At 67.3% G+C, this 21,579-nt stretch carries 23 protein-coding genes and 1 tRNA gene; 18 read left to right on the top strand and 6 right to left on the bottom strand.

Annotation, left to right across the window (positions count from 1 at the left end):
- Positions 1–10 precede the first annotated feature (10 nt).
- The 13 genes from spoVG to VFQ05_02910 all read left to right on the top strand — a co-directional run bounded on the left by spoVG (position 11) and on the right by VFQ05_02910 (position 9,080).
- On the top strand, positions 11–316 hold the full coding sequence (gene spoVG, locus VFQ05_02850; protein ID HET9325691.1) for a septation regulator SpoVG: 306 nt from the start codon (positions 11–13) through the stop codon (positions 314–316).
- Positions 317–540: 224 nt separating this feature from the next.
- Positions 541–615 (top strand) — tRNA-Gln (locus VFQ05_02855).
- Positions 616–728: 113 nt separating this feature from the next.
- Complete coding sequence (locus tag VFQ05_02860; protein HET9325692.1) at positions 729–1,661, top strand: ribose-phosphate pyrophosphokinase; 933 nt, start codon at positions 729–731, stop codon at positions 1,659–1,661.
- A gap of 40 nt (positions 1,662–1,701) precedes the next feature.
- Entirely contained in the window at positions 1,702–2,397 is a 696-nt protein-coding gene (locus VFQ05_02865) for a 50S ribosomal protein L25 (protein ID HET9325693.1), read from the top strand.
- Between the two features lie 6 nt (positions 2,398–2,403).
- Positions 2,404–2,994, top strand: coding sequence for an aminoacyl-tRNA hydrolase (gene pth, locus VFQ05_02870; protein HET9325694.1), 591 nt, complete (start codon positions 2,404–2,406; stop codon positions 2,992–2,994).
- Positions 2,991–3,344 carry a 30S ribosomal protein S6 gene (gene rpsF, locus VFQ05_02875; GenBank protein ID HET9325695.1) on the top strand — a complete coding sequence of 118 codons (354 nt, stop codon included), beginning with the start codon at positions 2,991–2,993 and terminating at the stop codon, positions 3,342–3,344. The genes pth and rpsF overlap by 4 nt, the downstream gene beginning before the upstream one ends.
- Before the next feature lie 12 nt (positions 3,345–3,356).
- On the top strand, positions 3,357–3,797 hold the full coding sequence (ssb, locus tag VFQ05_02880) for a single-stranded DNA-binding protein (protein HET9325696.1): 441 nt from the start codon (positions 3,357–3,359) through the stop codon (positions 3,795–3,797).
- Positions 3,781–4,023, top strand: coding sequence for a 30S ribosomal protein S18 (gene rpsR / locus VFQ05_02885; GenBank protein HET9325697.1), 243 nt, complete (start codon positions 3,781–3,783; stop codon positions 4,021–4,023). Before ssb ends, rpsR begins: the two co-directional genes overlap by 17 nt.
- Before the next feature lie 15 nt (positions 4,024–4,038).
- Positions 4,039–4,980: a DUF2232 domain-containing protein gene (locus VFQ05_02890; GenBank protein ID HET9325698.1), complete on the top strand. Its 942-nt coding sequence runs from the start codon at positions 4,039–4,041 to the stop codon at positions 4,978–4,980.
- 9 nt (positions 4,981–4,989) lie between these two features.
- Entirely contained in the window at positions 4,990–5,436 is a 447-nt protein-coding gene (gene rplI / locus VFQ05_02895) for a 50S ribosomal protein L9 (GenBank protein ID HET9325699.1), read from the top strand.
- A complete protein-coding gene (locus tag VFQ05_02900; GenBank protein HET9325700.1) occupies positions 5,433–6,671 on the top strand; it encodes a peptidyl-prolyl cis-trans isomerase in 1,239 nt (412 codons plus the stop codon). The genes rplI and VFQ05_02900 overlap by 4 nt, the downstream gene beginning before the upstream one ends.
- Complete coding sequence (locus tag VFQ05_02905) at positions 6,668–7,192, top strand: bifunctional nuclease family protein (GenBank protein HET9325701.1); 525 nt, start codon at positions 6,668–6,670, stop codon at positions 7,190–7,192. Before VFQ05_02900 ends, VFQ05_02905 begins: the two co-directional genes overlap by 4 nt.
- Before the next feature lie 148 nt (positions 7,193–7,340).
- Positions 7,341–9,080: a hypothetical protein gene (locus tag VFQ05_02910; protein ID HET9325702.1), complete on the top strand. Its 1,740-nt coding sequence runs from the start codon at positions 7,341–7,343 to the stop codon at positions 9,078–9,080.
- 23 nt (positions 9,081–9,103) lie between these two features.
- Here the strand turns inward: VFQ05_02910 and VFQ05_02915 are convergent, their stop codons facing one another.
- The 6 genes from VFQ05_02915 to VFQ05_02940 all read right to left on the bottom strand — a co-directional run bounded on the left by VFQ05_02915 (position 9,104) and on the right by VFQ05_02940 (position 16,735).
- On the bottom strand, positions 9,104–9,856 hold the full coding sequence (locus VFQ05_02915; GenBank protein ID HET9325703.1) for a DUF481 domain-containing protein: 753 nt from the start codon (positions 9,854–9,856) through the stop codon (positions 9,104–9,106).
- Positions 9,857–9,919: 63 nt separating this feature from the next.
- Positions 9,920–11,203, bottom strand: a complete 1,284-nt coding sequence (locus tag VFQ05_02920; GenBank protein HET9325704.1) for a phospholipid carrier-dependent glycosyltransferase — start codon at positions 11,201–11,203, stop codon at positions 9,920–9,922.
- Positions 11,200–11,931 carry a dolichyl-phosphate beta-glucosyltransferase gene (locus VFQ05_02925; GenBank protein ID HET9325705.1) on the bottom strand — a complete coding sequence of 244 codons (732 nt, stop codon included), beginning with the start codon at positions 11,929–11,931 and terminating at the stop codon, positions 11,200–11,202. Before VFQ05_02925 ends, VFQ05_02920 begins: the two co-directional genes overlap by 4 nt.
- 79 nt (positions 11,932–12,010) lie before the next feature.
- Entirely contained in the window at positions 12,011–13,648 is a 1,638-nt protein-coding gene (locus VFQ05_02930) for a hypothetical protein (protein HET9325706.1), read from the bottom strand.
- A 37-nt stretch (positions 13,649–13,685) separates the two neighbouring features.
- Positions 13,686–14,363, bottom strand: a complete 678-nt coding sequence (locus tag VFQ05_02935) for an energy transducer TonB (GenBank protein ID HET9325707.1) — start codon at positions 14,361–14,363, stop codon at positions 13,686–13,688.
- Positions 14,364–14,398: 35 nt separating this feature from the next.
- The gene (locus tag VFQ05_02940) at positions 14,399–16,735 is read right to left on the bottom strand and encodes an N-acetylmuramoyl-L-alanine amidase (GenBank protein ID HET9325708.1); all 2,337 of its coding nucleotides are present in this window, start codon (positions 16,733–16,735) and stop codon (positions 14,399–14,401) included.
- A 192-nt stretch (positions 16,736–16,927) separates the two neighbouring features.
- On the opposite strand from VFQ05_02940, the gene VFQ05_02945 reads away from it, so the two are divergent.
- Genes VFQ05_02945 through VFQ05_02965 form a run of 5 tightly spaced genes read left to right on the top strand, consistent with a single transcriptional unit; the run spans position 16,928 to position 21,569 of the window.
- The gene (locus VFQ05_02945; GenBank protein ID HET9325709.1) at positions 16,928–18,148 is read left to right on the top strand and encodes an ABC transporter substrate-binding protein; all 1,221 of its coding nucleotides are present in this window, start codon (positions 16,928–16,930) and stop codon (positions 18,146–18,148) included.
- A gap of 35 nt (positions 18,149–18,183) precedes the next feature.
- Positions 18,184–19,086, top strand: a complete 903-nt coding sequence (locus VFQ05_02950; GenBank protein HET9325710.1) for a branched-chain amino acid ABC transporter permease — start codon at positions 18,184–18,186, stop codon at positions 19,084–19,086.
- Position 19,087: 1 nt separating this feature from the next.
- Complete coding sequence (locus VFQ05_02955; protein ID HET9325711.1) at positions 19,088–20,074, top strand: branched-chain amino acid ABC transporter permease; 987 nt, start codon at positions 19,088–19,090, stop codon at positions 20,072–20,074.
- Positions 20,071–20,865 (top strand): ABC transporter ATP-binding protein, encoded by a 795-nt coding sequence (locus tag VFQ05_02960; GenBank protein ID HET9325712.1) that lies wholly within the window; start codon positions 20,071–20,073, stop codon positions 20,863–20,865. The genes VFQ05_02955 and VFQ05_02960 overlap by 4 nt, the downstream gene beginning before the upstream one ends.
- A complete protein-coding gene (locus VFQ05_02965) occupies positions 20,865–21,569 on the top strand; it encodes an ABC transporter ATP-binding protein (protein HET9325713.1) in 705 nt (234 codons plus the stop codon). Before VFQ05_02960 ends, VFQ05_02965 begins: the two co-directional genes overlap by 1 nt.
- The last annotated feature ends 10 nt before the right edge of the window (positions 21,570–21,579 follow it).

A 21,579-nucleotide genomic window follows, 5' to 3' on the forward strand; every position in this document is an offset into this window, starting at 1 on the left:
TGAAAATCTCATGGTTGAGATCACTGAGGTTCGCGTTTCCCTCCGCGACGACGAAAAGCTAAAGGCTTTCGTCAGTATCACTCTGAACGATTCATTCGTGATCCGTGGACTCAAGATCATCCACGGCAACACGGGATTGTTCGTCGCGATGCCGAGCCGCAAGCGCCCGGACGGGCAGCACCAGGACCTGGCGCATCCGATCAACGACACGACGCGCAAGTACCTCACCGACATCGTCATGGCGGAGTACCAGCGCGAGCTGAACAACCAGGGCGCCATGTCCACGGCGCGCTCGACCGACCGGGATCGGCGCTAGCCGCGCGATCTCGCTTCCAGAGCTCGGATCCCCCGGACGCCGCGCTCGCGGCGCCTCGGACCGCATCCTCCCCTCCGATACGTCTGCGTTGACTCCCCAAAGAGCACCCAGTACATTCCTCCGGCTTTTCTCCTGGCAGTTCTTCTCTGGCCAGTAGCCAGCACCCCGACTCGTTGCCCCTGAAGGGTTTCGAGGCGGACCGTGACGGAAACCCCGTTCGTTGGTGGGGCGTGGCCAAGCGGTAAGGCACGAGACTTTGGATCTCGCATCCGGAGGTTCGAATCCTCCCGCCCCAGCCAACCTTGGGCGGTCGGGATGGAGCCCCGGATTCGAGGCGTCGGTCTTCGGACCGCCGCCGATCATTCGGTGACCCGTTCCTCCCGAGGGCCGGGCCAACCAGGGAGGCTCACGCTTGGACCCCGTTCGCATCTTCGCAGGGAACGCCAGCCTCAACCTGGCGCAGGCGATTTGCGACAAGCTCAGGGTGCCGCTCGGAGACGTGGCGGTGACGCGTTTCGAGGACGGCGAGGTCTCGGTGCGGTTCAACGAGAACATTCGTGGCAGCGACGTGTTCATCGTGCAGGCCACCGGCGCTCCCGCCGAGCATCTCATGGAGCTGCTGGTGATGCTCGACGCCGCCAAGCGCGCGTCGGCGCGTCGCGTCACCGCGGTTCTGCCCTACTTCGGATATGCGCGGCAGGATCGCAAGGACCAGCCGCGGGCGCCGATCACCGCCAAGCTGGTGGCCAACGTGATCACCGTGGCCGGCGCCGATCGCGCCTTGACCATGGATCTCCACAGCGCGCAGATCCAGGGCTTCTTCGACATTCCCTTCGACCATCTCTACGCCGCGCCCGTGCTGATCGAGTACTTCGCGGCCAAGAAGATCAAGGACCTCATGGTCGTCGCGCCGGACATCGGCAGCGTGAAGATGGCCCGCGCCTATGCCAAGCGGCTCGGCGTCGATCTGGCGCTGGTCGACAAGCGCCGGCCCAAGGCCGACGCCGTGGAGGTGATGAACATCATCGGCGAAGTGGAAGGCAAGAACATCGTGATGTTCGACGACGTGATCACCACCGCTCGCACGCTGACGCAGGCCGCCGTGGCGCTGCGCGCGAACGGCGCCAAGCAGATCTATGCCGGCATCACCCACGGTGTGTTCTGCCCCGACGCCTTCGAGCGAGTGGCGCAGTCGCCGATCCAGGAGCTGGCCGTGACCGACACGCTGGATCACAGCAAGATGGCCCTGCCGGCCAATGTCGTGGAGCTGTCGGTCGCAGGCTTGTTGGGCGAAGCCGTGCAGCGCATCCACGAGGAGCGCTCGCTCAGCTCGCTGTTCGTTTGAGAACCAAGGCCGGCGCGTCGCCGGTCTGAAGGAGGAAACCATGGCGGTCATTGCCTTGAGCGGCCAGCGCCGCGAGCGAATCGGCAAGGGCGGTGCGCGCACCGCCCGGCGCGACGGGAAGATCCCCGCCGTGCTCTACGGGCACGGCGAAGATCCCGTGTCGGTGACGATCGGCGCGCGGGACTTCGATCTGGCCCTGCGGGGCCACAAGGGCGCGAATCCGATCGTGAATCTCTCGCTCGACTCCAAGGAGTTCACGGCGCTGATCCGCGCGGTCCAGTACGACCCGGTATCTCACGACATTCTCCACCTCGACTTCCAGCACATCTCTCTGACCGAGACGATCGAGGTCAACGTCGCCATCCACCTCACCGGCACGCCGACGGGCGTCAAGGACGGCGGCGGCATCCTCGAGCACATCCTGCGCGAGGTCGAAGTGCGCTGCCTGCCGACCGCGATTCCGTCTTCCATCGATGCGGACGTCTCGGCGCTCAACATCGGCGACTCGGTGCACCTGCGTGACCTGGTCGTGCCCAACGTGGAGATCCTGACCGACCTCGACTCGACGGTGGCGACCGTGGTGCCGCCGACGGTGATCGAGGAGAAGCCGGTCGAGGAGGTCGCGGCGGAAGCGGCGGCGGCCACCGCGGAGCCCGAAGTCATCACCAAGGGCAAGAAGGATGAGGAAGGCGCTGCCGAGGGCGACGACAAGGACAAGGAGAAAGGAAAGAAGTAGCGGTCGGTGCGTCTGGTCCTCGGTCTCGGGAATCCCGGCGAGCGCTATGCCACGACCCGTCACAACGTGGCGTGGCGAGTGCTGGACGAGCTGGCGAAGCGCTGGCGCCTGAAACGCGGCGTTTCGGTGCCTGGATTGTTCGAGTCCTGGCGAGGCGAGGTGGGAGGCGAGGCCGTGGAAGTGATGCGGCCGCAGACCTACATGAACCTCTCCGGCCAGGCGCTGGAGCACTGGATGCGCGACCAGGAGCTCTCGCCGGAAGCGATGCTGGTGGTCTCGGATGACGTGTACCTGCCGGTCGGTGGTCTGCGGCTTCGGGCGCACGGATCGAGCGGAGGCCATCGAGGCCTCGAAAGTCTCGAGGCCGCTCTCGGCCATCGGGACTTCGCGAGGCTGCGAGTCGGCGTCGGCGCAGCGGAGAGCAGTGCGGACTTGAAGGAGCACGTGTTGCAGACGTTTGGCCCCGAGGAGGAGCCGGTCGTCGAGCGCGTCGTGCAGGAGGCGGCGGACGCCGTCGAGTGCTGGGCGCGTGAAGGCATCGAACGAGCCATGAATCGATTCAATCGCAGAATGAGCAAGGAGGTCCCCGAACCGTGACCAAGTACGAAACCACGTTCATCCTGGAACCCGGCCTCGACGACTCCCGGGTGAACGACGAAGTCGAGCGCGCCTCGCAATGGATCAAGGATCTCGGCGGCGAGGTGATCGAGGTGCAACGTTGGGGCAAGCGACGCCTGGCCTACGAGATCGGCAAGAAGCGCGACGGGATCTACACGCTGATCGTGCATCAGGGCGAAGGGCCGCAGATCAAGGAGCTCGAGCGGCGGCTGCGTCTCAACGAAGCCGTGATGCGCGTGCTGTCGGTGGTGCACGTTCCACCCGAGCTGACGCAGCCCAAGGTCGACGCCGAAGCGCTGGCGGCCGCCGAAGAGGCGGGAGACGAGTAGGCGGAAGGCACGGTGACCGAGCTCAAGCTGCCCGAAGTCAACCGGCTGATTCTGGCCGGGCGCCTGACCCGCGATCCGGACCGGCGCTACGGACCGGACGGCACGGCGATCACGCGGTTCGACATCGCCTTTCACCGGCGCTTCCGCACGCGCGCCGGCCAGGTGGGCGAAAGCACGGGCTTCGTGTCCATCAGCACCTATCAGCGGCTGGCCGAAGTGTGCGGGGAGTATCTGAAGAAAGGCAGTCCGGTGCTGGTCGAAGGACGGCTGCAGATGCGCGAATGGAAGACGTCGCAGGGCGAGTCGCGCAGCCGCCTGGAAGTCCAGGCCGACAACGTGCACTTCCTGGAGCGGCGGCCGGAGTCGCCGGACCCATCAGACCGCGCGGCGGATGCCAAGGCTTCCGCCCCAGTTCCGAAGGGGAGAATGAGGAGATATGGCGAGAGAACGTGAAGGCAAGAGTCTCAAGAAGAAGTACTGCAAGCTGTGCCTCGAGAAGGTCGGCTTCGTCGACTACAAGGACGAGAAGCGCCTCGGCCGGTTCATCACCGACCGCGGCAAGATCGTCCCGCGCCGCGTCTCGGGCACCTGCGCCCGGCATCAAAAGCAGATCACCACGGCGGTGAAGCGCGCGCGGGTGCTGGCCCTGCTGCCGTTCACCAGCGATCTCTATCGCTGAGATCGAGGGCGGCTCGTGTTTCGAACGTGGCTCCTGGTCGGAGCTCTCGCCTTCGTGGCGGCGGGCACCCCGCTTCCGTGGGGAGCTCTGTGGCTTGCCGTTCCGGCCGCGGTGGCGCTCGGCCTGCTCCTGTGCTGGCGCTGGGGACCGTGGGGCGTGCTGGTTCCGGTCAGCCTCATGACGGCGGTGTTGATCATCTTCGGACCATTCGCCGCATGGACCTGGTGGATCCCGGTGGCCGCGCTGACCGGGTGCTGGATGGGCCTGCGCGAAGAGGGCGGAGGCCCCGAGGCGGGCCAGCGCGCGTGGATGATGCTTCCGCTGGTGCTGCTGGCCGCGGGGCTTCCGTGGACGGTGTCCTATCCGGATCTGGTGGCCGAGCTCGACCGCGCGATGCGAAGCACGGAGCCGGCGATGCTCGACACCGTCAAGCGGCTCGGCTATCAAGAAGACCGGCTGCGCTCCTTCCAGCACTACCTGCAGCAGAGCGCCGAGCTGCGCGCTCCCTGGGTCCGGGTCCTGCTCCCGAGCCTGATCTTCTCGTGGATGGCGCTGCTGGTGGGCGCGGGAAGGGTGATCGCGGCTCACGTGGCGGACCGCGTCCACTGGCCGGATCTCTCTCGCGCCCGGTTCAGCGAATGGCGCCTGCCCGACGGGGCGATCTGGTTGTTCCTCGCGGGCTTGGGCCTTCTGCTCGCCGACCTGAAGCCGTGGACGCCGACCGCCGCCACGCTGCTGATCGTCCCGGCCCTCGGTTATTGTGCGCAGGGAATCGCGGTCGTAGAATCCCTGCTGCTCTTGCGCGGCGTCCCGCCCTCGATCATCACCCTCACATTGCTCTTCGTCTTCATCATGGCTTTTCCCGTGTTCATCCTCACCACGGTTTGCGTTGGAATCAGTGACGTTTGGCTCGACTACCGCCGCCTGGAAGCCATTCCGGACGGCGATGTTTCCTAGGAGAACCCGATGCAGGTGATCTTGCTCGAAGACCTCGAAGGCCTGGGCGCCCGCGGCGCCACCGTGAACGTGAAGCCCGGGTACGCGCGCAACTACCTCCTCCCGCGCAAGCTCGCCATCCAGGCGCAGTCGCGTGCGGCCAACCTCTATCAGGAGCTGGCGCGGCAGAAGGAGATCCAGCTCCAGAAGCAGCTCGCCGAGGCGCGGGCCGAGGCGGCCAAGCTCGAGGGTCTGGAGGTCAACATCGCGGCTCAGGCCAACGAAGAGGACACCCTGTTCGGCTCCGTGACCTCGACCGACGTCGCCGAAGCCCTCGAGAAGGTCGGCCACACCGTGGAGAAGCGGCGCATCGAGATGGGCGAAGAGCACATCAAGCAGCTCGGGCGCTACGAGGTCAAAGTACGATTCCTCGGCGACGTGGCGGCCACCGTCCGCGTCTGGGTGGTGCGCGCATGAAGACCGGGCGCGCGGGAATCACCGCGCTCCTCTTCTGCGGTCTGCTGCTCGGAGCGGCACCGGCGACCAAGCCCGCCGCCAAGAGCAAGAAGCCGGCGAAGGGCGCCGACAGCGTTCTGGTGAGGATCGGCAAGGAGACCATCACCACCGGCCAGGTCCAGCGCCGCCTCGACGAGCTGCCCGAGCACGTGCGGCCGCAATTCACCACGCCCGAAGGCCGCCAGCGTCTCGTCGATCGCATGATCGAGGAGAAGGTGTGGCTGATGTCGGCGACGAAGAAGGGTGTCGACAAGCGCCCGGATGTCGTTCGGCAGATCGAGCAGCAGCGCCGCGACCTGCTGATCCGTACGCACATCAACGAAGTGATGGCCGAGAATCCCGCGCCCGGTGATTCGGCGGCGCGCGCCTATTACGACGAGCATCGCGCCGACTACCGCACGCCGGCCTCGATCACGATCAGCCACATCCAGCTCAAGAACGAGTCGGAGGCCAAGAAGGTCAAGGGCCATACGAAGAAGCAGGACTGGGGCAAGCTGGTCGCCAAGTACTCGGCCGATACGCTCACCAAGAAGCAGGGCGGCGTGCTGGGGCCGGTCACACACGAAGGCGTGTTCGGACAGCTCGGGCGGCAGCCGGCGCTCGCCGAGTCCGCGTTCGCGCTCGGTCAGACGGGGAAGATCGGCGGCCCGTACAAGACCGACCGTGGATGGCACGTGATCCGTGTCGAGTCGCTGACCCCCGAGGGTGAGCGGCCTTTCGATCAGGTACGGGGCGGAATCATCCGGCAGTTGAGCCAGAAGAACTCACAGGACTTCTACAATGCGAAGTATGCCGAGACCAAGGCCGCGCTCGGCCTGCGCGCAGACTCGGCCGCGATCCAGAAGTTCGTGATGAAGAAGAAGAGCGCACGCGATCTCTTCAACGACGCTCAGTCGGCGGGCGGCCCGCAGGAGCGAATCGATGCCTACACCAAGGTGCTCCAGGAGTATCCTGAGAGCGATGTGAGCCCGCAGGCCCAGTTCATGATCGGGTTCATCCAGTCGGAGGAGCTCAAGGATTACGAGGCCGCGGACAAGACATTCAAGACCTTGCTTCAGCGATATCCGAAGTCCGAGCTGGCCGCCTCGGCAAAGTGGATGGTGGAACACATGCGAACCGAGTCCGCGCCGGGGTTCATGAATCTCGAAGGCGATTCCACGAAGTCCGGCGGCTCCGCCGAGGCCCGAAAGCCGTGAAAACCGTGGAAGCCCGAGTCAATGGGCTGATCCTCGAGCACAAGACGCAACAGAACATCGTCATCCTGCGGGAGACGGAAGGCGAGCGCATCCTTCCCATCTGGATCGGCTCCGGAGAAGCCCAGGCCATCCGCCGCATCCTTTCGGAAGAGTCTTTCCCGCGCCCGCTGACGCATGACCTCATTCATATCGTGATCGAGGGATTCAAGGCCAAGATCACTCGCGTCGTGATCGCGGACCTGCGCGAGAACACCTTCTACGCGTCCATCTTCGTGGAGCGCGAAGGCGAGGTGCTCTCGATCGACGCTCGTCCCTCGGACTCGATCGCGCTGGCGCTGCGCAGCAAGGCGCCGATCTACGTGAACGAGGACCTGCTCCAGCCGCCCCCGCGCGAGGAGCAGGCGGAGTCGGAGACCCCGGAAGCGCCTCCTCGGGAGCTGAGCGAACAGGAAAAAGCGGAGCAGCTGCGCCGCTACCTGGAGCGTCTCAATCCCGAGGACTTCGGGAAGTTCCAGCTCTAGGCCCGGATCTCGTCGCCAGGAGGTCGCGCTGCCGGCCACCGCCGCCCTGACGTTCCTCCTCGCTCTCGCGCTGCTCGGGGTCGGGGTCCTGCGGCGTCACTCACGGCTCGGTCTGCTCGAGTCGCTGGCTTACGGAGCGGTTCTCGGCGTGGTCATCGGCTCGACGGCGCTGATCCCGCTGGCGTCGTGGCTGGGGCTGACCGTTCCCGTCCTGATCGGACTCGGGCTGTCGTGCGCGGCCGCAGGGATGGCGCTGATGCGTGGCCGGGGCGACGGCCCGAGGGCGGCGGGCGCGGCGATCGGGTGGGGGACCATGGTGATCCTCGCGCTCTTCATCGCTCGCTGGGCCCTGCTGTGCGGCTCGGCGCTCACCGTGGAAGCCAAGGGCCTCTACTCAGGGCACATCCACATCTGGGGCGACTGGTCGCAGCATCTGGGCGACGTCACGTCCTTCGCCTACGGCAACAACTTCCCGCCGACCCATCCGCGTTTCGCCGACCATCCGCTCTCGTATCACTACCTGACCTCGGTGACGGTGGCGGCCATGGTGCGGCTCGGCCTCTCACCGATTCAAGCGCTGCCGCTCCACAGCTTCGTGTTCCTCTCGCTGTTGACGCTGGCCCTGTTCGCGTTCGCGCGCCGTCTGTCCGGCGACTCCACCGCGGCCGCTCTCGCGACCGTGCTGTTCCTGATCGGCGGCGGGCTCGGCTGGTGGCTGAGCGTGCGTGATGCCCTGGCCACCGACCATCCGTGGCAAACGTTGTGGGCGCATCCCTGGAACCGGGCGGCTCAGGAAGCCGGCAACTTCCGCTGGAAGGACGTGGTCTTCGCCTATCTGGTGCCGCAACGGGCCGTCCTCTACGGACTGCCGGTCGGCCTGCTCTCGACCACGCTGCTGCTCGAGGGTGGGCGCGAGGGTGGCTGGAAGCCGTTCATCCTCGCAGGCATCGCGACCGGACTGCTTCCGCTCGCGCACCTCGGAACGATGCTGGCGCTCGCGCTCATCACCCCATTTCTCGTCCTGGCATTCCCGCGGCGCGAGTGGCTGGCGTACTTCGCGGTGTGGGCGGCGCTCTCTGTTCCGGTGTTCCTCATGCAGCAGGGTGGAGGCGGCGCGCTTCGCCACATCCATGGGCAGCTCGGATGGGTCGCCAAGTCCGATCCGTGGTGGTTCTTCTGGCTCAAGAATCTCGGCGCGTTCCTGCCGCTGCTCCTGTGGGCGCTCTTCGACCGCGAAGCCCTGCCTCGTGCCCATGCGCGTTTCCTGTGGGCGTTCATGCCGGTCTTCGTGATCGCGAACCTGGTCGTCTTCCAGCCGTGGGATTGGGACAACACCAAGGTCTTCCTGTACTGGTATCTGGCGGCCTGCGTGCTCGTGGCCGCGAGCCTGGTCCGGCTGGTGAGACGCCAAGGCTTCGCGGTCAGGATCGCGGTCTCTCTCGTCGTCGCCACGCTGCTCCTCTCGGGACTGCTTGCGCACCTGGACCAGGCCCTGGGTCGCGACCACCTCCTCATGCTCACCTCGCAGGAGATGAAGGTGGCCGAAGCCGTGCGTGAGCGAACCCCTCCGGATGCGCTCTTTCTCGCCGGGCTCCAGCACAACCATCCGGTGGCCATGCTGGCCGGGCGCCACGTGGTCATGAGCTATCCCGGCTGGATGTGGAGCCAGGGGATCGACGCCGCGCAGCGCGAGCGCGACGTCCGCGCGATGTACGCACTCAGTCCCCAAGGCCTCGTCAAGCTCGAGGAGCTCGACGTCGATGACATCGTGATCGGGCCGTGGGAGCGCGAGCACTTCAAGCCGGACGAGGCCGCGTTCGCCGTGCGCTTCCGCCGTATCGTGGACCTGCCGCCTTATGCCGTCTATGAGGTCAAGGCGAGGCCGTGAGCCCGGGCGAACGCGTCGTCCCGTCAGTACGCGAGCTGAATTCCTGACGAGAACATCGAATCCCACTGGCGGAAGCCCGGTGGCGGCGCGTTGCGGTAGTGATAGTTGTAGCCCAGCTTGAGCGCCAGCATCCCGCCGAGTGGAGCCACCAGAGCGGCCTTGGCATCGGTCTCGTAATCGTCGGAGTTCTTGAAATTGCTCAGATAAGCCCCGTTCGCCTCGACGTAGGCCTTCTCCCGGAAGTGGTAGCGATAGAAGGCAGCGAGACGCCCGGTGCCGAAGTCATCCTCGGCGCCCAGGGTATTGCGGCGCTGAGTGACACCGACGCCGGCTTCGAGATCGAGTTGATGAGGCTGAGGGGTCACCGCGTGGTACACGAGCCCAACGCCCTCGTCGAACTGGCGCGCGATCGCGGCGAAGGTGTTGCGGCGCCACGAGCCCAGGGCGTAGGCGCCGATTCGCTCCGCGAGCTTGTAATCGGCTCGCAGCTCCAGCCTGTACGCGCCGGTGTTCTCGACCCCCTGGTCGGTGCCCCACACCGCGGCGCCCATCTGCGTGAACAGCCAGCGACCCGTCGTGTACTCGATCTTGTCGCTGCTGTTCAGGGTCTTGACGTCGGAATTGCCGGCGGTGCTGACGTAGCCAAAGTCCGCCGTGGCCTTGAGAGGCTTGGCCGGCGGCTCGTCGGCCGCAGCGGCCGGGCGCGGCGAGGGGAAACAGGCGATGGCGACGAGCAGCAGAATGCGAGCGCTGGGTGGCGATGGAATGCGTGGCATGGATTCACCTCGGGGGCGGACTGCAGCGAGAAAGGAAGGACTGCAGCGAGAATATACCTGTCGTCACCGCCAGGTCGGCATCCAGAGCCGCCACTGGAACTCCTGTGGTGTGAGCGGCACGCAGGCCCAGACCGGGTAGAAGAACACGAACGCCACGATGAGCACAAAGGCGTAGGCCCAGGGGAGCCAGCGCAGTGCGCGCGGGCCTTCCGTCATGCGGTTCAGCGCGAGCGCGAGTGCGAGGCAGCCGAAAGGCACGACGGGAAGGAAGTGGTAGGCGAAGCTGATGCGTGACACCAGCGCCCAGGGCAGCCACTGACCGAAGAAGCCGATCCCGGCCGTCAGCCACGCGGGATCGTGGCGCCGCGCCCACCACGCCGTCGCCCATACCATGGCCGGCAGCAGGACCCAGTGGAGGATGGGGTTCGCCAGCGCGTAGACATGGGCGACGGCGTTCTCGTAGCGCGTGACGTGATACCAGACCGGCCGCTGGACCAGAGGCCAGCTCCACCAGCGCGATTGGTAGGCGTGCGTTGCGGTGAGCTTCGAGTGATAGCTGAAGATCTGGCGCTGGAGCTCGACGAAATCCTCGAGCCCGTGACCGACCATGAAGAACGGCACGTAGGCGAGCAGGTAGATCAGCCCGGGCACGACCATGAGCCCCAGCGCGACCCACCCGAGGTGGCGCGCCACGGCGCCCGCACCACCCGCTTCGGCACGGCGTCCGAGCCAGAAGGCGCGCGCCACCGCGATCAGTCCGATCACGCCCGAGGCGTACGCCGCGTTCCACTTGGTGGCGATCGCCAGCCCCAGGAACACGCCGACCCATGGCAAGCGCCGGCCGGCGCGTTCGGGAGCGGCAGTCCAGTAGCGATGGAATTGCAGCAGCGCCGCCATCATGAAGACCACGCCGAATACGTCCAGCATGCCGGTTCGCGCCTGCACGAAGTAGAGGCCGTCCATCGACAGGAGAAAGGCCGCGAGCGCCGCGATCGCGACCCGGCCGGTGAGCGCCAGCCCCAGCTGGTACGCGAGGGCGAGGCCGATGGCGCCGAACACCACGCTCATGAAGCGCCATCCGAACGAGTGGTCTCCCCAGATCCGGATCCCGATCGAGATCAGGTGAACGCCGAGCGGCGGATGGTTCCACATGTAAGCCACGTTCTTCTGGGGCGACTTCGTGTACCAGACGTAGGCGTCCTTGTTTCCCGCCGCGTACTGGCCCGCGGTATAGGCGTGGTAGACCTCGTCGAAGATGTACTTCTGAGGCACGGCGAGCCGCGGCGCGTAGAGCGCCAGCCCGCCCGCGAAGAAGAGAGCCGGAAGGATCTCGATGATTCGCTTCACCGAGCGACCGGAGCGAAGACCCAGCGGCGGGCGCCGCGCTTGAGACGAACCAGCGACCGGAACATCCGCCAGCCGTTCCTGGCAAGACCGACCGGCGAGGCCAGCGTCGAGGAGCCCGGCACCGCCGTCCACACCGACGGGACTTCCACGATGCGCGCTCCGGCGCGGTGCAGGATCAGCAGCAACTCCACGTCGAACGCCAGGTCGGTCACGGTGGACGTGGCGAGGTAGGCAGGCAGGAAGCGGCGCTGGAAGACCTTGGCGCCGCACTGCGTGTCGGCGAAGGGCAATCCGAACATGGCCTGCACGAGGCCGGCGAACATGCGGCTCGCCAGGGTCCTGAGCCAGGTCCGGCCATAGACCTTCGCTCCCGGCGCCCACCGCGATGCGATGGCTCCGTCGGCATCCGACGTGGCTTCGACCAGTCTCATGAACTCGGCGGGCGGGGTGGCGAGGTCGGCGTCGGCGAATCCCACGAGCGCTCCGGTCGATCGCGCGAACCCGGCGCGCACGGCTCCTCCCTTGCCGATCTTCTCGGGGATCTCGATCACCTGGATCGAGGCGTGATCCATGGCGACGCGCCGCGCAACGTCGGCGGTGTGATCGGTGGAGCCGTTGACGACCACGATCAGCTCGTCTTCGGCCTGGAGCGCGCTCGCGTACGCCCGCAACATGGGCTCGAGCCGCTCTTCTTCGTTGTACGCCGGAATGACGACCGAGAGGCGCATGACGGGATGAGTCTAGGAGCGGAGGGGCCGGCTCCCAAACGGCCGGCACCCTCCGGTTTTCGGCACGACGAGAGCCGCTCTAGAGGTCGTCGACGGTCAGCTTGACGTCCGCGTCCTTCCATACGCGCTGGAACTCCTGGTCGACCGAAGCGGACGCCCAGGTCTTGCCCTGGGCGCGCAGCGACTGCGCGAGGCCGAAGAGCGAGCGGCCGTTGCGAAAGTTGCGATCGAGATCGGCGCGGAAGGCCTTCTCCGCTTCGACCGGCTTGCCGCTGCGCAGCAGAAAACCGCCCAGCGACTCCCGAGCGTGCAGGTACCAGTCCGGGGGCTCGTCGTAGGCGAGCTGGTCTTCCGCCGCCACGGCGCGGTTCAGGGCTTCGAGCGCCTTGGCGTCCTGTTTCGCGCTCTCGGCGATCCGGGCATCGAGCAGGGCGGCGGCGATGCCGAGGATGGACTTGCCGGGGTTGAATCCGACCATCGCCTCGGCGGGCAGCGCTCCGATCTGCGTCTCGAGCGCCCGGCGCTCTTCCGCCGCCCGGGCCGCGTCGCCCTTGGCGGCGTAGGCCATGCCGCGACCGAACCGCCAGACGCCGCGGGTGATCGGCATCGTCTCGCCCGGGTCGCTGACCTTCAGCACATCCTCCCAGCGGCGAAAGCGCACCTGGACCAGGAGCGGCGTGGGGGTGAAGAGCTCGAGCATCGGCATCTCCTTCACCGCCGGCGAGGCATGGTCGTAGACATCCGTGGCCGAGCGCAGGGCGCCCTTGTAGTTTCCTCGAGCGGCGTTGGAGTAGGCCGCGAAGTGCATGTTGTGATTGAAGTACATCGCCGGGTAGATGCCTTCCACCTTGTGCTTGGTGATGTAATCGCGATCCACCTCGGCCGCCTGCTCGTTGAGCTTCGCCGAGGCTTCGTGATCTCCCACGCGCGCGTAGATGTGGGTGGGCATGTGGACCAGGTGGCCGGCGCCGGGGGCCGCCCCCTCCAGCCGCCGGGCGGCGCCGAGCGCCAGCTCGGGATGGGGCGACGCCTCGACGGCGTGGATCAGCAGGTGATTGGCGCCGATGTGGTCGGGATTCCGTCGCAGCACCGATTGCAGCACCTCGACGATCTCGACCGTGCCTTCGTTGGGCTTGCCGTCGGGCATCCAGTACTGCCAGGGGCGCAGGTCCATCGCCGCCTCGGCGTAGAGCGTGGCGGCGTCGAGGTCGTCGGGATAGCGCCGCGACAGCTCGCCCATCGCTTCCTTGTAGGCGACGTCGAGCTTCGCGCGGTCGGCCTTGGGATCGGCGGCGTACCTCTTGGCGAGCGCCTGCACGTAGGCCTTCTCGCTCTCCGGCGCCTTCGCCGCCTGCTTCACCGCTTTCTGGACCAGCTCATAGGCCTGCTTGGAGCGCGGCTCATCGATCGGCAGGTTGATGTTGGGGCCGAGCACGAGCGCCATGCCCCAGGTCGCCATCGCGAGCTGCGGATCGAGCTGGCTCGCCCGCTGGAAGGCGCGAAACGCCTCGTCATGGTTGAACGCGAACGACAGATTGAGGCCTTGATCGAAGTAGCGCTGGGCTTCGGCATTCCGGGTCGACACCGGATGGCGAATCCCGCCGACGCCGGTGAGCGCCGGAGCCGGAGCCGTGGCGGTCGATGGAGTGTGTCCGTGCTGAGCGTGAGCGGTGCCGGTGACGAGCAAGAGAAACACGACGCACGCCAGGCGCATCATGTCGGTCCTCCCGGAGGGTTCGAGTGCAGAGAGCGGATCAGTAGATGCGGAACGAGAAACGGAAGACGGCGTAAACCTCGCTGGCTTCGCCTCCCCCGCCGCGGTAGGGACGAAAGCGGCACAGCCACACGGCTTCCTCGGCAGCCTTTTCGAACAGCGCCTCGCCGGTGCTGTTGACGAGCTGGACCTCGATCACGTTCCCCACCGTATCCACCAGGGCCTGGACGGTGACCTTGCCTTCGACGTTCTTGTCGAGCAAGGCCTGGGGATAGGTGGGTTTGACCAGGCGGTCGATCACCAGCTCCTCGGACTGGAAGACCGGGACGCCGGCCAGCCGCGACACCGAACGCATCGACAGGTCCGCGTCGGACGAGCCGGGCCCTTCGAAGCGATGTCGCGGCTGCGGCTGCCCCACGGTGGCCCGTGACGGTCTTCCCCCTCCGCCCTTCTTGCTCTGCACGGACACCGACAGCTGGCCGACGTCCGACAGGGTGGAGGCCGAGCCTCGGTGCTCGAGCGTGATGCGCCGCACGTATTGCTCGGGTCCTTCGAAGCCGAAGCGCGCCGAGTCCTTGGTGAGACGGCGCGCGCCGCGTTGAGTTGCGGGCATGATCAGCAGCCCGAGCGCCAGAAGACTCAGGCCGAGCGTGATCAGCGAGGAGCGGCGCGCGCAGCGCGCACGCTCGTGAAAGTAGCCGACGGTGCCATGAACCATCAATGTCTTCCGGGCAGGCCGGCAAGCGGGGGCCCCTACCGTCCGCGAGGCCCGGTCAGGCGAATGCCGCGCTGCGAGTCTAACAGAACCGTGCGCGCGCTCACCGCGGGATGCTCGGCTTCGACCATCAGTGGACCGGCTTCGGTGAGGGCGAACCGCACCTTTCCCCGCGCGTCGGCCTGGAGGACGAGCGCGCCCCCGAGCGTCACCAGCGCGCCGGCCGCGGGGCGATCGTCGGCATCGCGCACCTCCACGGAATCGACCGGCCAGGTGCCGGAACCGGCCCAGTCCTCGAGGAGGCCGAGGTAGAGCGCATAAGCTTCGGCGCGCACCGCTCCGGGCGCGTTCATGGCCGATTCTTCCGCAGGATCGTCGATGCGTCGCGCCGAGACGTAGAGCGCGGTGCACGAAGTCTGCTGCAGCGGATATTGTGCGTCCTCCACGACCGGCGGGGGAGAGAAGCCGAGCCGCGAGAGCCAGGCGGCGGTGCGCTGTCCCCACGCCTTGCCCGCGGCGCTCGAGAAGTAGTACCCGACGTGCGTGGACTCGGGACGGTGACCGATGCGGAGGAAGCGGTCGGCCCGGAACTCCTCGCTCACGCGGACGCGCTCCACGTCCGAAGCCGCCACGTCGCCGTTGCGCGCCAGCGCCACCTCGGCGCCCGCCGCGCGCAGCAGCGAAGCCAGCGATTGCGCGACCTGCATGTTGTAGAGCGCGCCGCGCGTGCCGCTCGGCCCCATGCCGCCGCTGTTCTCGCCGCCGCCGTCGGGATCGAGCAGGATGCGCCGGCCGTGCAGCACGCCACCGGCCACGGGAGTGAACTGAGGAGGCAGGCTGTCGAAGCCCCACAGCCGGTAGCCGGGAAGCGCCAACGGCGTGATGGTGGTGTCCGAGCCCAGCGCCACGAAGCCGTCGCGGTTGATCCAGCTCCAGCGAGGCGCGGGCTCGCGCGTCCCGAGCGCTTCGCGCAGACGGGCGGAAGCCGGCTCGCTGCGCGCCCACCCGCTCCACACCCGCTTCGCCTTCGCGCCGGAGGTGAACGCGATCGTCGCCGCGCGCGGGAGATCGCCGGTGCGCACCGAAACCCGGCCGAGCGCCTTGCTCGACGCTCGCGCGCCACGCGACATCCGGAGATAGGCCCATGCCACGCCGTCCTGTGACGTGATGGTGGTCTCGGCCGGCGACACGCCGGCGCGCCCGGCGGCGACGCGGAGCCGGATCGGCGAGACGCTCGGCATGCCCGCGCGGTCCAGCACTTCCACGCGCACGCCGACCAGGGGCGCCGGGCGCTCGGGCCACACGCTCGCCTGCAGACGCGCGGGCCTGCGCTCGAGCTGGAACGACACCCGGCGCTCGAGCGAAGAGCCGGTACCCGCCAGCGCCACGCGCAGCCGCGCCTCGTGCCGTCCGACCGTGAGCGGGCCGGCGGGACGCCACACCACGGTCGATCCTCTGCGCTCGGGCTGGACCGGCTGGCCATCGAGCCACATCTCGATCTGGTCGAAGGCGCCGCTCACGCGCCCGACGAGGCTCGGCCCGTCGATCTCGGTGAAGCTCGTATCGGAGCGGCCGTCCCCGCCCAGCGCCTCGAACGAGTCGAGGCTGGGCGCGCCGCGCGCGAAGAAGTGGGCGATGCCGAGATAGAGCGCCTCGGCCTCGAGACGCTGCTTCTCCGGCAGCTTGAGCCGGCTCTCGACGTCGGGATTGGTGAGATACGAGGCCTCGGTCAGCACCGCCGGGGCGTCGCTGTTACGGAGGACGAAGTAGTTGCCGGGCAGGAGACGCTGCCCGTGGATTCCGAGATTTCGCTTGAGGAAGCGATGGATGCTGGCAGCGGCGTCGAGCGAAGCTCCTTCGTCGCCCAGCTTGTAGTAGGTCTGGGTTTCGTTCTTGTCGTGGGCGCCGCCGGCATCGGCGTTGTGATGGACCGACACGAACAAGTCGGGCGTGAACGTGTTCGCGATCCGCGTGCGCTCGGCCAGGTCGCCGCGCAGCGTGCTGTCCGACGCGGTGCGGAAGTCGAGATTCTCGCGACGGGTCATCAGCACCTGGGCGCCGCGCGCCACCAGCAATCTCTCCAGCTCGAGCGATACCGCCAGGTTGACTTCGGCCTCGGTCAGCCCGTTGACGCCGAGCGAGCCCTTGTACGCGCCGCCGTGTCCGGGATCGATCACGATGCGCCGGTCGCGCACCGCCGTGCTGTCGACGGACTCGAGGCTGTCGATGCGCTGCTCGTAGCCCGGCTCGGGACGCGGAGAAGGAGAGGCGGTGGGCGGTGTGGGAACCTCGCCTGGACGCGGTGGACCGCCGCATCCGGCCAGCGCCCCCAGACTCACGAGGGCGAGCAGCGCCGCCATCCAGGGGGGATGCATCCGTGCGTCACGCTCCATGGAGCCGGCACTTTAACAACCCACCTGAGAAGGGACAACCCTCGCCGGCAGAATCATTTGGCTTGCCCGATCCCGATTCGCGTGCTAGTGGTACGCGCTTGACTTGCGCCCTTTGAGAGGCACCTGCGCGAGCACGTCGGCTCGCCCGACCAACCCAATCCTGGAGGCAACGACATGAGGTCGCGCTTAGGACTGCTCGTAGGCTTGGCCGCCTGGCTCGGTGCTGTGTCTCTGGCGGGCTGCGGTGGTTCGGCGACCGAGGAGCTGGTGATCGGCGAGTACGGCTCTCTCAGCGGCAGCGACGCCACCTTCGGCCAGTCCACCAAGGCCGGGGTGCGGGTGGCGCTCGCCGAGCTGAACGCCACCAAGGAAGGCAAGATCGGCGGCCTCACCGTGCGCGTGGTGGAAGAGGACGACCAGGGCCGCGCCGAAGAAGCGGCGACCGTGGTGCAGAAGCTGATCAACCAGGACCGGGTGATCGCCGTGCTCGGCGAGGTCGCTTCGTCCCGGAGTCTCGCCGCCGGCCCGATTTGCCAGAACGCCGGCGTGCCCATGATCTCGCCGTCCTCGACCAACCCCAAGGTCACTCAGGTCGGCGACTACATCTTCCGCATGTGCTTCCTCGACGACTTCCAGGGCTGGGTGATGGCCAAATTCACGGCCGAGAACCTCAAGCTCAAGCGTGTCGCCATGCTCAAGGACGTGAAGAACGACTACAGCATCGGATTGGCGCAGTACTTCACCGACGCCTTCAAGAACATGGGCGGCCAGGTGGTCTACGAGCAGGCCTACAGCGCCGGCGACCAGGACTTCCGCTCGCAGCTCACCGCCATCAAGGCTCGGAACCCGGAGGCCATCATCGTGCCGGGCTACTACACCGAGGCCGGCCTGATCGCGCGCCAGGCCCGCGAGCTCGGCATCACGGTGCCCTTGATCGGCGGGGACGGCTGGGAGAGCGGCCAGCTCATCGAGATCGGCGGCGAGGCGCTGAACGGGTGCTACTACTCGAACCACTGGGCGCTCGACTATCCGGATCCCAAGCTGCAGGAGTTCCTCAAGCAGTACCGCGCCGGCAACGGCAACGCGGATCCCGACGCGATCGGCGGGTTGGCCTATGACGCCGCCACGGTGCTGTTCACCGCGCTGCAGCACATGGCCGAGCAGGACCCCGAGACCTTCAAGGGACTGTCGTCCAAGATGGCGGGAACCGAGCAGCGCAAGGCGGCGTGCAAGAAGCTGCGCGACCTGATCGCCCAAACCCACGAGTATTCGGGCGTCACGGGAGTCATCACGCTGGACGCCAACCGCAACGCCACCAAGCCGGCGGTGGTGATCGCGATCAAGGACGGCAAGAAGACTTTCGCCGCGCAGATCAAGCCGCAGCCTCCTGCGTGATCGGGTGTGACGCCTTGCGTCCTCCCACCTGATCCGTGTCGGAATTCCTGCAGCAGCTGGTCAACGGAGTCACCTGGGGAAGCGTCTACGCGCTGATCGCCCTCGGGTACACCATGGTCTACGGCATCCTGCGCCTCATCAATTTCGCCCACGGCGACGTGTACATGCTGGGCGCCTTCTTCGGGCTCTACGCCGCGCGGTGGATGGGGGCGGCGCGTGATCCGAACATCGCGCAGGCCCTGGCCGTGCTGGCGATCGCGATGGCGGGATGCGGTGTCGTGGGCTACGTCATCGAGCGCTTCGCCTACAAACCGGTGCGGCGTTCTTCGCGCCTCGCCGCGCTGATCACCGCGATCGGCGTTTCGCTGCTGCTCGAGAACGGCGGCATCCTGCTGTTCGGCGCCGATCCCAAGTTCTTCCCTCAGATCATCGCGCCCAAGAACCTCGCGCTCGGCGGGGGGGTGACGATCTCGAACCAGCAGATCATCATTCTCGTGGTCTCGCTCGGCCTCATGCTGGGGCTGCGCTTCATCGTCCTCAACACCCGGGTCGGCAAAGCGATGCGCGCGGTGTCGCACAGCCACACCGCCGCGGCGCTCATGGGCATCTCCGTAGACCGCATCATCTCCTTCACCTTCGTGCTCGGCTCCGTGCTGGCCGCCGCCGCGGGCGTGCTGGTGGCCCTGCAGAACCCGAAGATCGAGCCGCTCATGGGCATCATGCCGGGACTCAAGGCCTTCGTTGCCGCGGTGCTGGGCGGGATCGGCAACATCCCGGGGGCGGTGCTCGGCGGGCTGGTGATGGGAATCGCCGAGGTCATGGTGGTGGGCTACCTGTCGCCGACCTATCGGGACGCGATCGCCTTCGTCCTGCTCATCGTGATCCTGCTGGTGCGCCCGGCCGGCATCCTCGGCAAGGCCACGGCCGAGAAGGTGTGACTTGAAACAGGCGGCCTGGCTGATCGGGGTGCTGGCGCTCCTCCTGGTGGCCGATCTCGCGCTGCGTCGCGTGCTCAGCCCTTACCTGCTCCAGATCGTGGTGCTGTGCGGGATCAACGTGGTGCTGGCCGTGTCCCTCAACCTGATCAACGGCTTCACCGGGCAGTTCTCGATCGGGCACGCCGGCTTCATGGCGCTCGGCGCCTACGGATCGGCGATGTTCTCGCTCCATCTTGGCGCTGGCTGGGTGTCGAAGCTCCAGGGGCTAGGACTTCCGCAGCCCATCGCCGCCGCGCCGGCCTTGCTGATGGCCCTGCTGGTCGGAGGGCTGTTGGCCGCGCTGGCCGGCTACCTGGTCGGCCTTCCTTCGCTGCGGCTGCGCGGCGACTACCTGGCGATCGTCACGCTCGGATTCGGCGAGATCATCCGTGTGCTCATCCTCAACATCGACGTGATCGGCGGAGCGCGCGGCCTGCCCGGGATCCCGGGATGGGCGAACGTGTTCTGGGTGGGTGTGGGCGTCGCCGCGGTGCTGGCGGTCGCGCGCAATCTCGCCCACAGCAGCCACGGCCGCGCGCTGTTCGCGATTCGCGACGACGAAGTCGCGGCCGAGGCGCTGGGGGTGGACACCACTTCCTACAAGGTGCTCGCCTTCGTGATCGGAGCTTTCTTCGCCGGCGTCGCGGGTGGCCTGTTCGCTCATTTCCTGAGCTACCTCAACCCCAACTCGTTCACCTTCATCAAGAGCATCGAGGTGATCGCGATGGTGGTGCTGGGCGGCATGGGCAGCATCTCCGGCTCGGTGCTGGCGGCGATCGTCCTGACGCTGCTCCCCGAGCTGCTGCGGCCGGTCAAGGAGTACCGCATGGTGATCTACTCGCTGATGCTCATCGTGCTCATGATCACCCGCCCGCAGGGCCTGCTCGGCACTCGGGAGATCACGCTGTCCTGGCTTCGTCGGCGGCGTGCGGTGCGCGAGGCGGCATGAGCGCGCCGCTCCTCCAGCTCGAGAAGGTGACCATGGCCTTCGGCGGCCTCAAGGCGGTCGCCGATCTCGACCTCGAGGTGGCGGCCGGCGAGCTGGTCGGGCTGATCGGACCGAACGGCGCCGGCAAGACCACGGTCTTCAACGTGATCACCGGGGTCTACGCGCCGACCTCGGGGCGCATCCTGCTCGAGGGGCGTCCCATTCAGGGGCTCAAGCCCCACGCCATCGCCAGGCGCGGCATCACCCGCACCTTCCAGAACATCCGGCTCTTCTCGACCCGCTGCTGCCGCGACAACGTTTGCATCGCCGCGCACCACCACTCGCGGGCCACGCTCTGGGACGCGCTGCTACGCAGCCCCCGGTTCGACGCCGACGAGCGGGCGATGAAGCGCGAGGCCACCGATCTGCTCGATCTGCTCGGGCTCTCGTCGTGGGCGGAGACAACGGCCTCCGACCTGCCGTACGGACAGCAGCGGCGCCTCGAGATCGCCCGCGCGCTGGCCGGCAAACCCAAGCTTCTGCTGCTGGACGAGCCGGCGGCCGGCCTCAATCCGCAGGAGAGCGACCAGCTCATGCACCTGATCGAGGATCTGCGCGGGCGCTTCGGACTCACCATCCTGCTGATCGAGCACGACATGCGGGTGGTGATGGGGATCTGCCAGCGAATCGCGGTGCTCGACTACGGGATCAAGATCGCCGAGGGCAACCCGGCGGAGATCCGCAGCAACCCCCACGTCATCGAGGCCTACCTCGGTGAGGAGATCCAAGCCGACCTGGGCGCGGGGGCCTGATGCTCGAAGTCGATCGCCTCGACGTCTATTACGGGGCGGTCCACGCTCTGAAAGGCGTCACGCTGCGCGCCGATGCGGGGGAGATCGTCACGCTGATCGGCGCCAACGGCGCCGGGAAGTCCACCACGCTGCGGACCATCTCCGGCCTGCAACGCCCGTACCGCGGCGCCATCTCCTTTCAGGGCAGACGGATCGACACCCTGCCGACGCACGACATCGTGCGGCTGGGGATCGCGCAGGCGCCCGAGGGGCGGCAGATCTTCCCGAGGATGAGCGTGCGGGAGAACCTCGAGATGGGCGGCTTTGTCCGGGACGACGCCGAGGAACTCGCCGCGGACCACGAGGCCATGCTGGAGTTGTTCCCCCGGCTGCGCGAGCGGCTGGACCAGAAGGCCGGCACCATGTCCGGCGGCGAGCAGCAGATGCTGGCCATGGGCCGCGCCCTGATGGCCCGCCCGAAGCTCTTACTGCTGGACGAGCCCTCCCTGGGCCTGGCGCCGTTCCTGGTCAAGGATATCTTCCGGATCATCGGCGAGATCAACCGCCGCGGCACCACCGTGCTCCTGGTGGAGCAGAACGCGCACATGGCCCTCGAAGCCGCCGGCCGCGGCTACGTCCTGGAAACCGGCGAGGTCGTCCTCGCCGACACCGGACGGGCATTACTGAATAACCCCCAGGTGCAGCAGGCATACCTGGGAATGTAAGAGGTCAGGT

The organism is Candidatus Eisenbacteria bacterium, assembly GCA_035712145.1.
GTDB lineage: Bacteria > Eisenbacteria > RBG-16-71-46 > RBG-16-71-46 > RBG-16-71-46 > DASTBI01.

Bases quoted from the DNA above. Each gene is read 5' to 3' on its own strand.
- rplI (HET9325699.1), top strand. From the start codon at position 4,990: ATGCAGGTGATCTTGCTCGAAGACCTCGAAGGCCTGGGCGCCCGCGGC.
- VFQ05_02915 (HET9325703.1), bottom strand. From the start codon at position 9,856: ATGCCACGCATTCCATCGCCACCCAGCGCTCGCATTCTGCTGCTCGTC.
- rpsR (HET9325697.1), top strand. From the start codon at position 3,781: ATGGCGAGAGAACGTGAAGGCAAGAGTCTCAAGAAGAAGTACTGCAAG.
- VFQ05_02925 (HET9325705.1), bottom strand. From the start codon at position 11,931: ATGCGCCTCTCGGTCGTCATTCCGGCGTACAACGAAGAAGAGCGGCTC.
- VFQ05_02930 (HET9325706.1), bottom strand. From the start codon at position 13,648: ATGATGCGCCTGGCGTGCGTCGTGTTTCTCTTGCTCGTCACCGGCACC.
- VFQ05_02865 (HET9325693.1), top strand. From the start codon at position 1,702: ATGGCGGTCATTGCCTTGAGCGGCCAGCGCCGCGAGCGAATCGGCAAG.
- VFQ05_02900 (HET9325700.1), top strand. From the start codon at position 5,433: ATGAAGACCGGGCGCGCGGGAATCACCGCGCTCCTCTTCTGCGGTCTG.
- spoVG (HET9325691.1), top strand. From the start codon at position 11: ATGGTTGAGATCACTGAGGTTCGCGTTTCCCTCCGCGACGACGAAAAG.
- VFQ05_02960 (HET9325712.1), top strand. From the start codon at position 20,071: ATGAGCGCGCCGCTCCTCCAGCTCGAGAAGGTGACCATGGCCTTCGGC.
- VFQ05_02965 (HET9325713.1), top strand. From the start codon at position 20,865: ATGCTCGAAGTCGATCGCCTCGACGTCTATTACGGGGCGGTCCACGCT.
- VFQ05_02945 (HET9325709.1), top strand. From the start codon at position 16,928: ATGAGGTCGCGCTTAGGACTGCTCGTAGGCTTGGCCGCCTGGCTCGGT.
- VFQ05_02940 (HET9325708.1), bottom strand. From the start codon at position 16,735: ATGCATCCCCCCTGGATGGCGGCGCTGCTCGCCCTCGTGAGTCTGGGG.
- VFQ05_02935 (HET9325707.1), bottom strand. From the start codon at position 14,363: ATGGTTCATGGCACCGTCGGCTACTTTCACGAGCGTGCGCGCTGCGCG.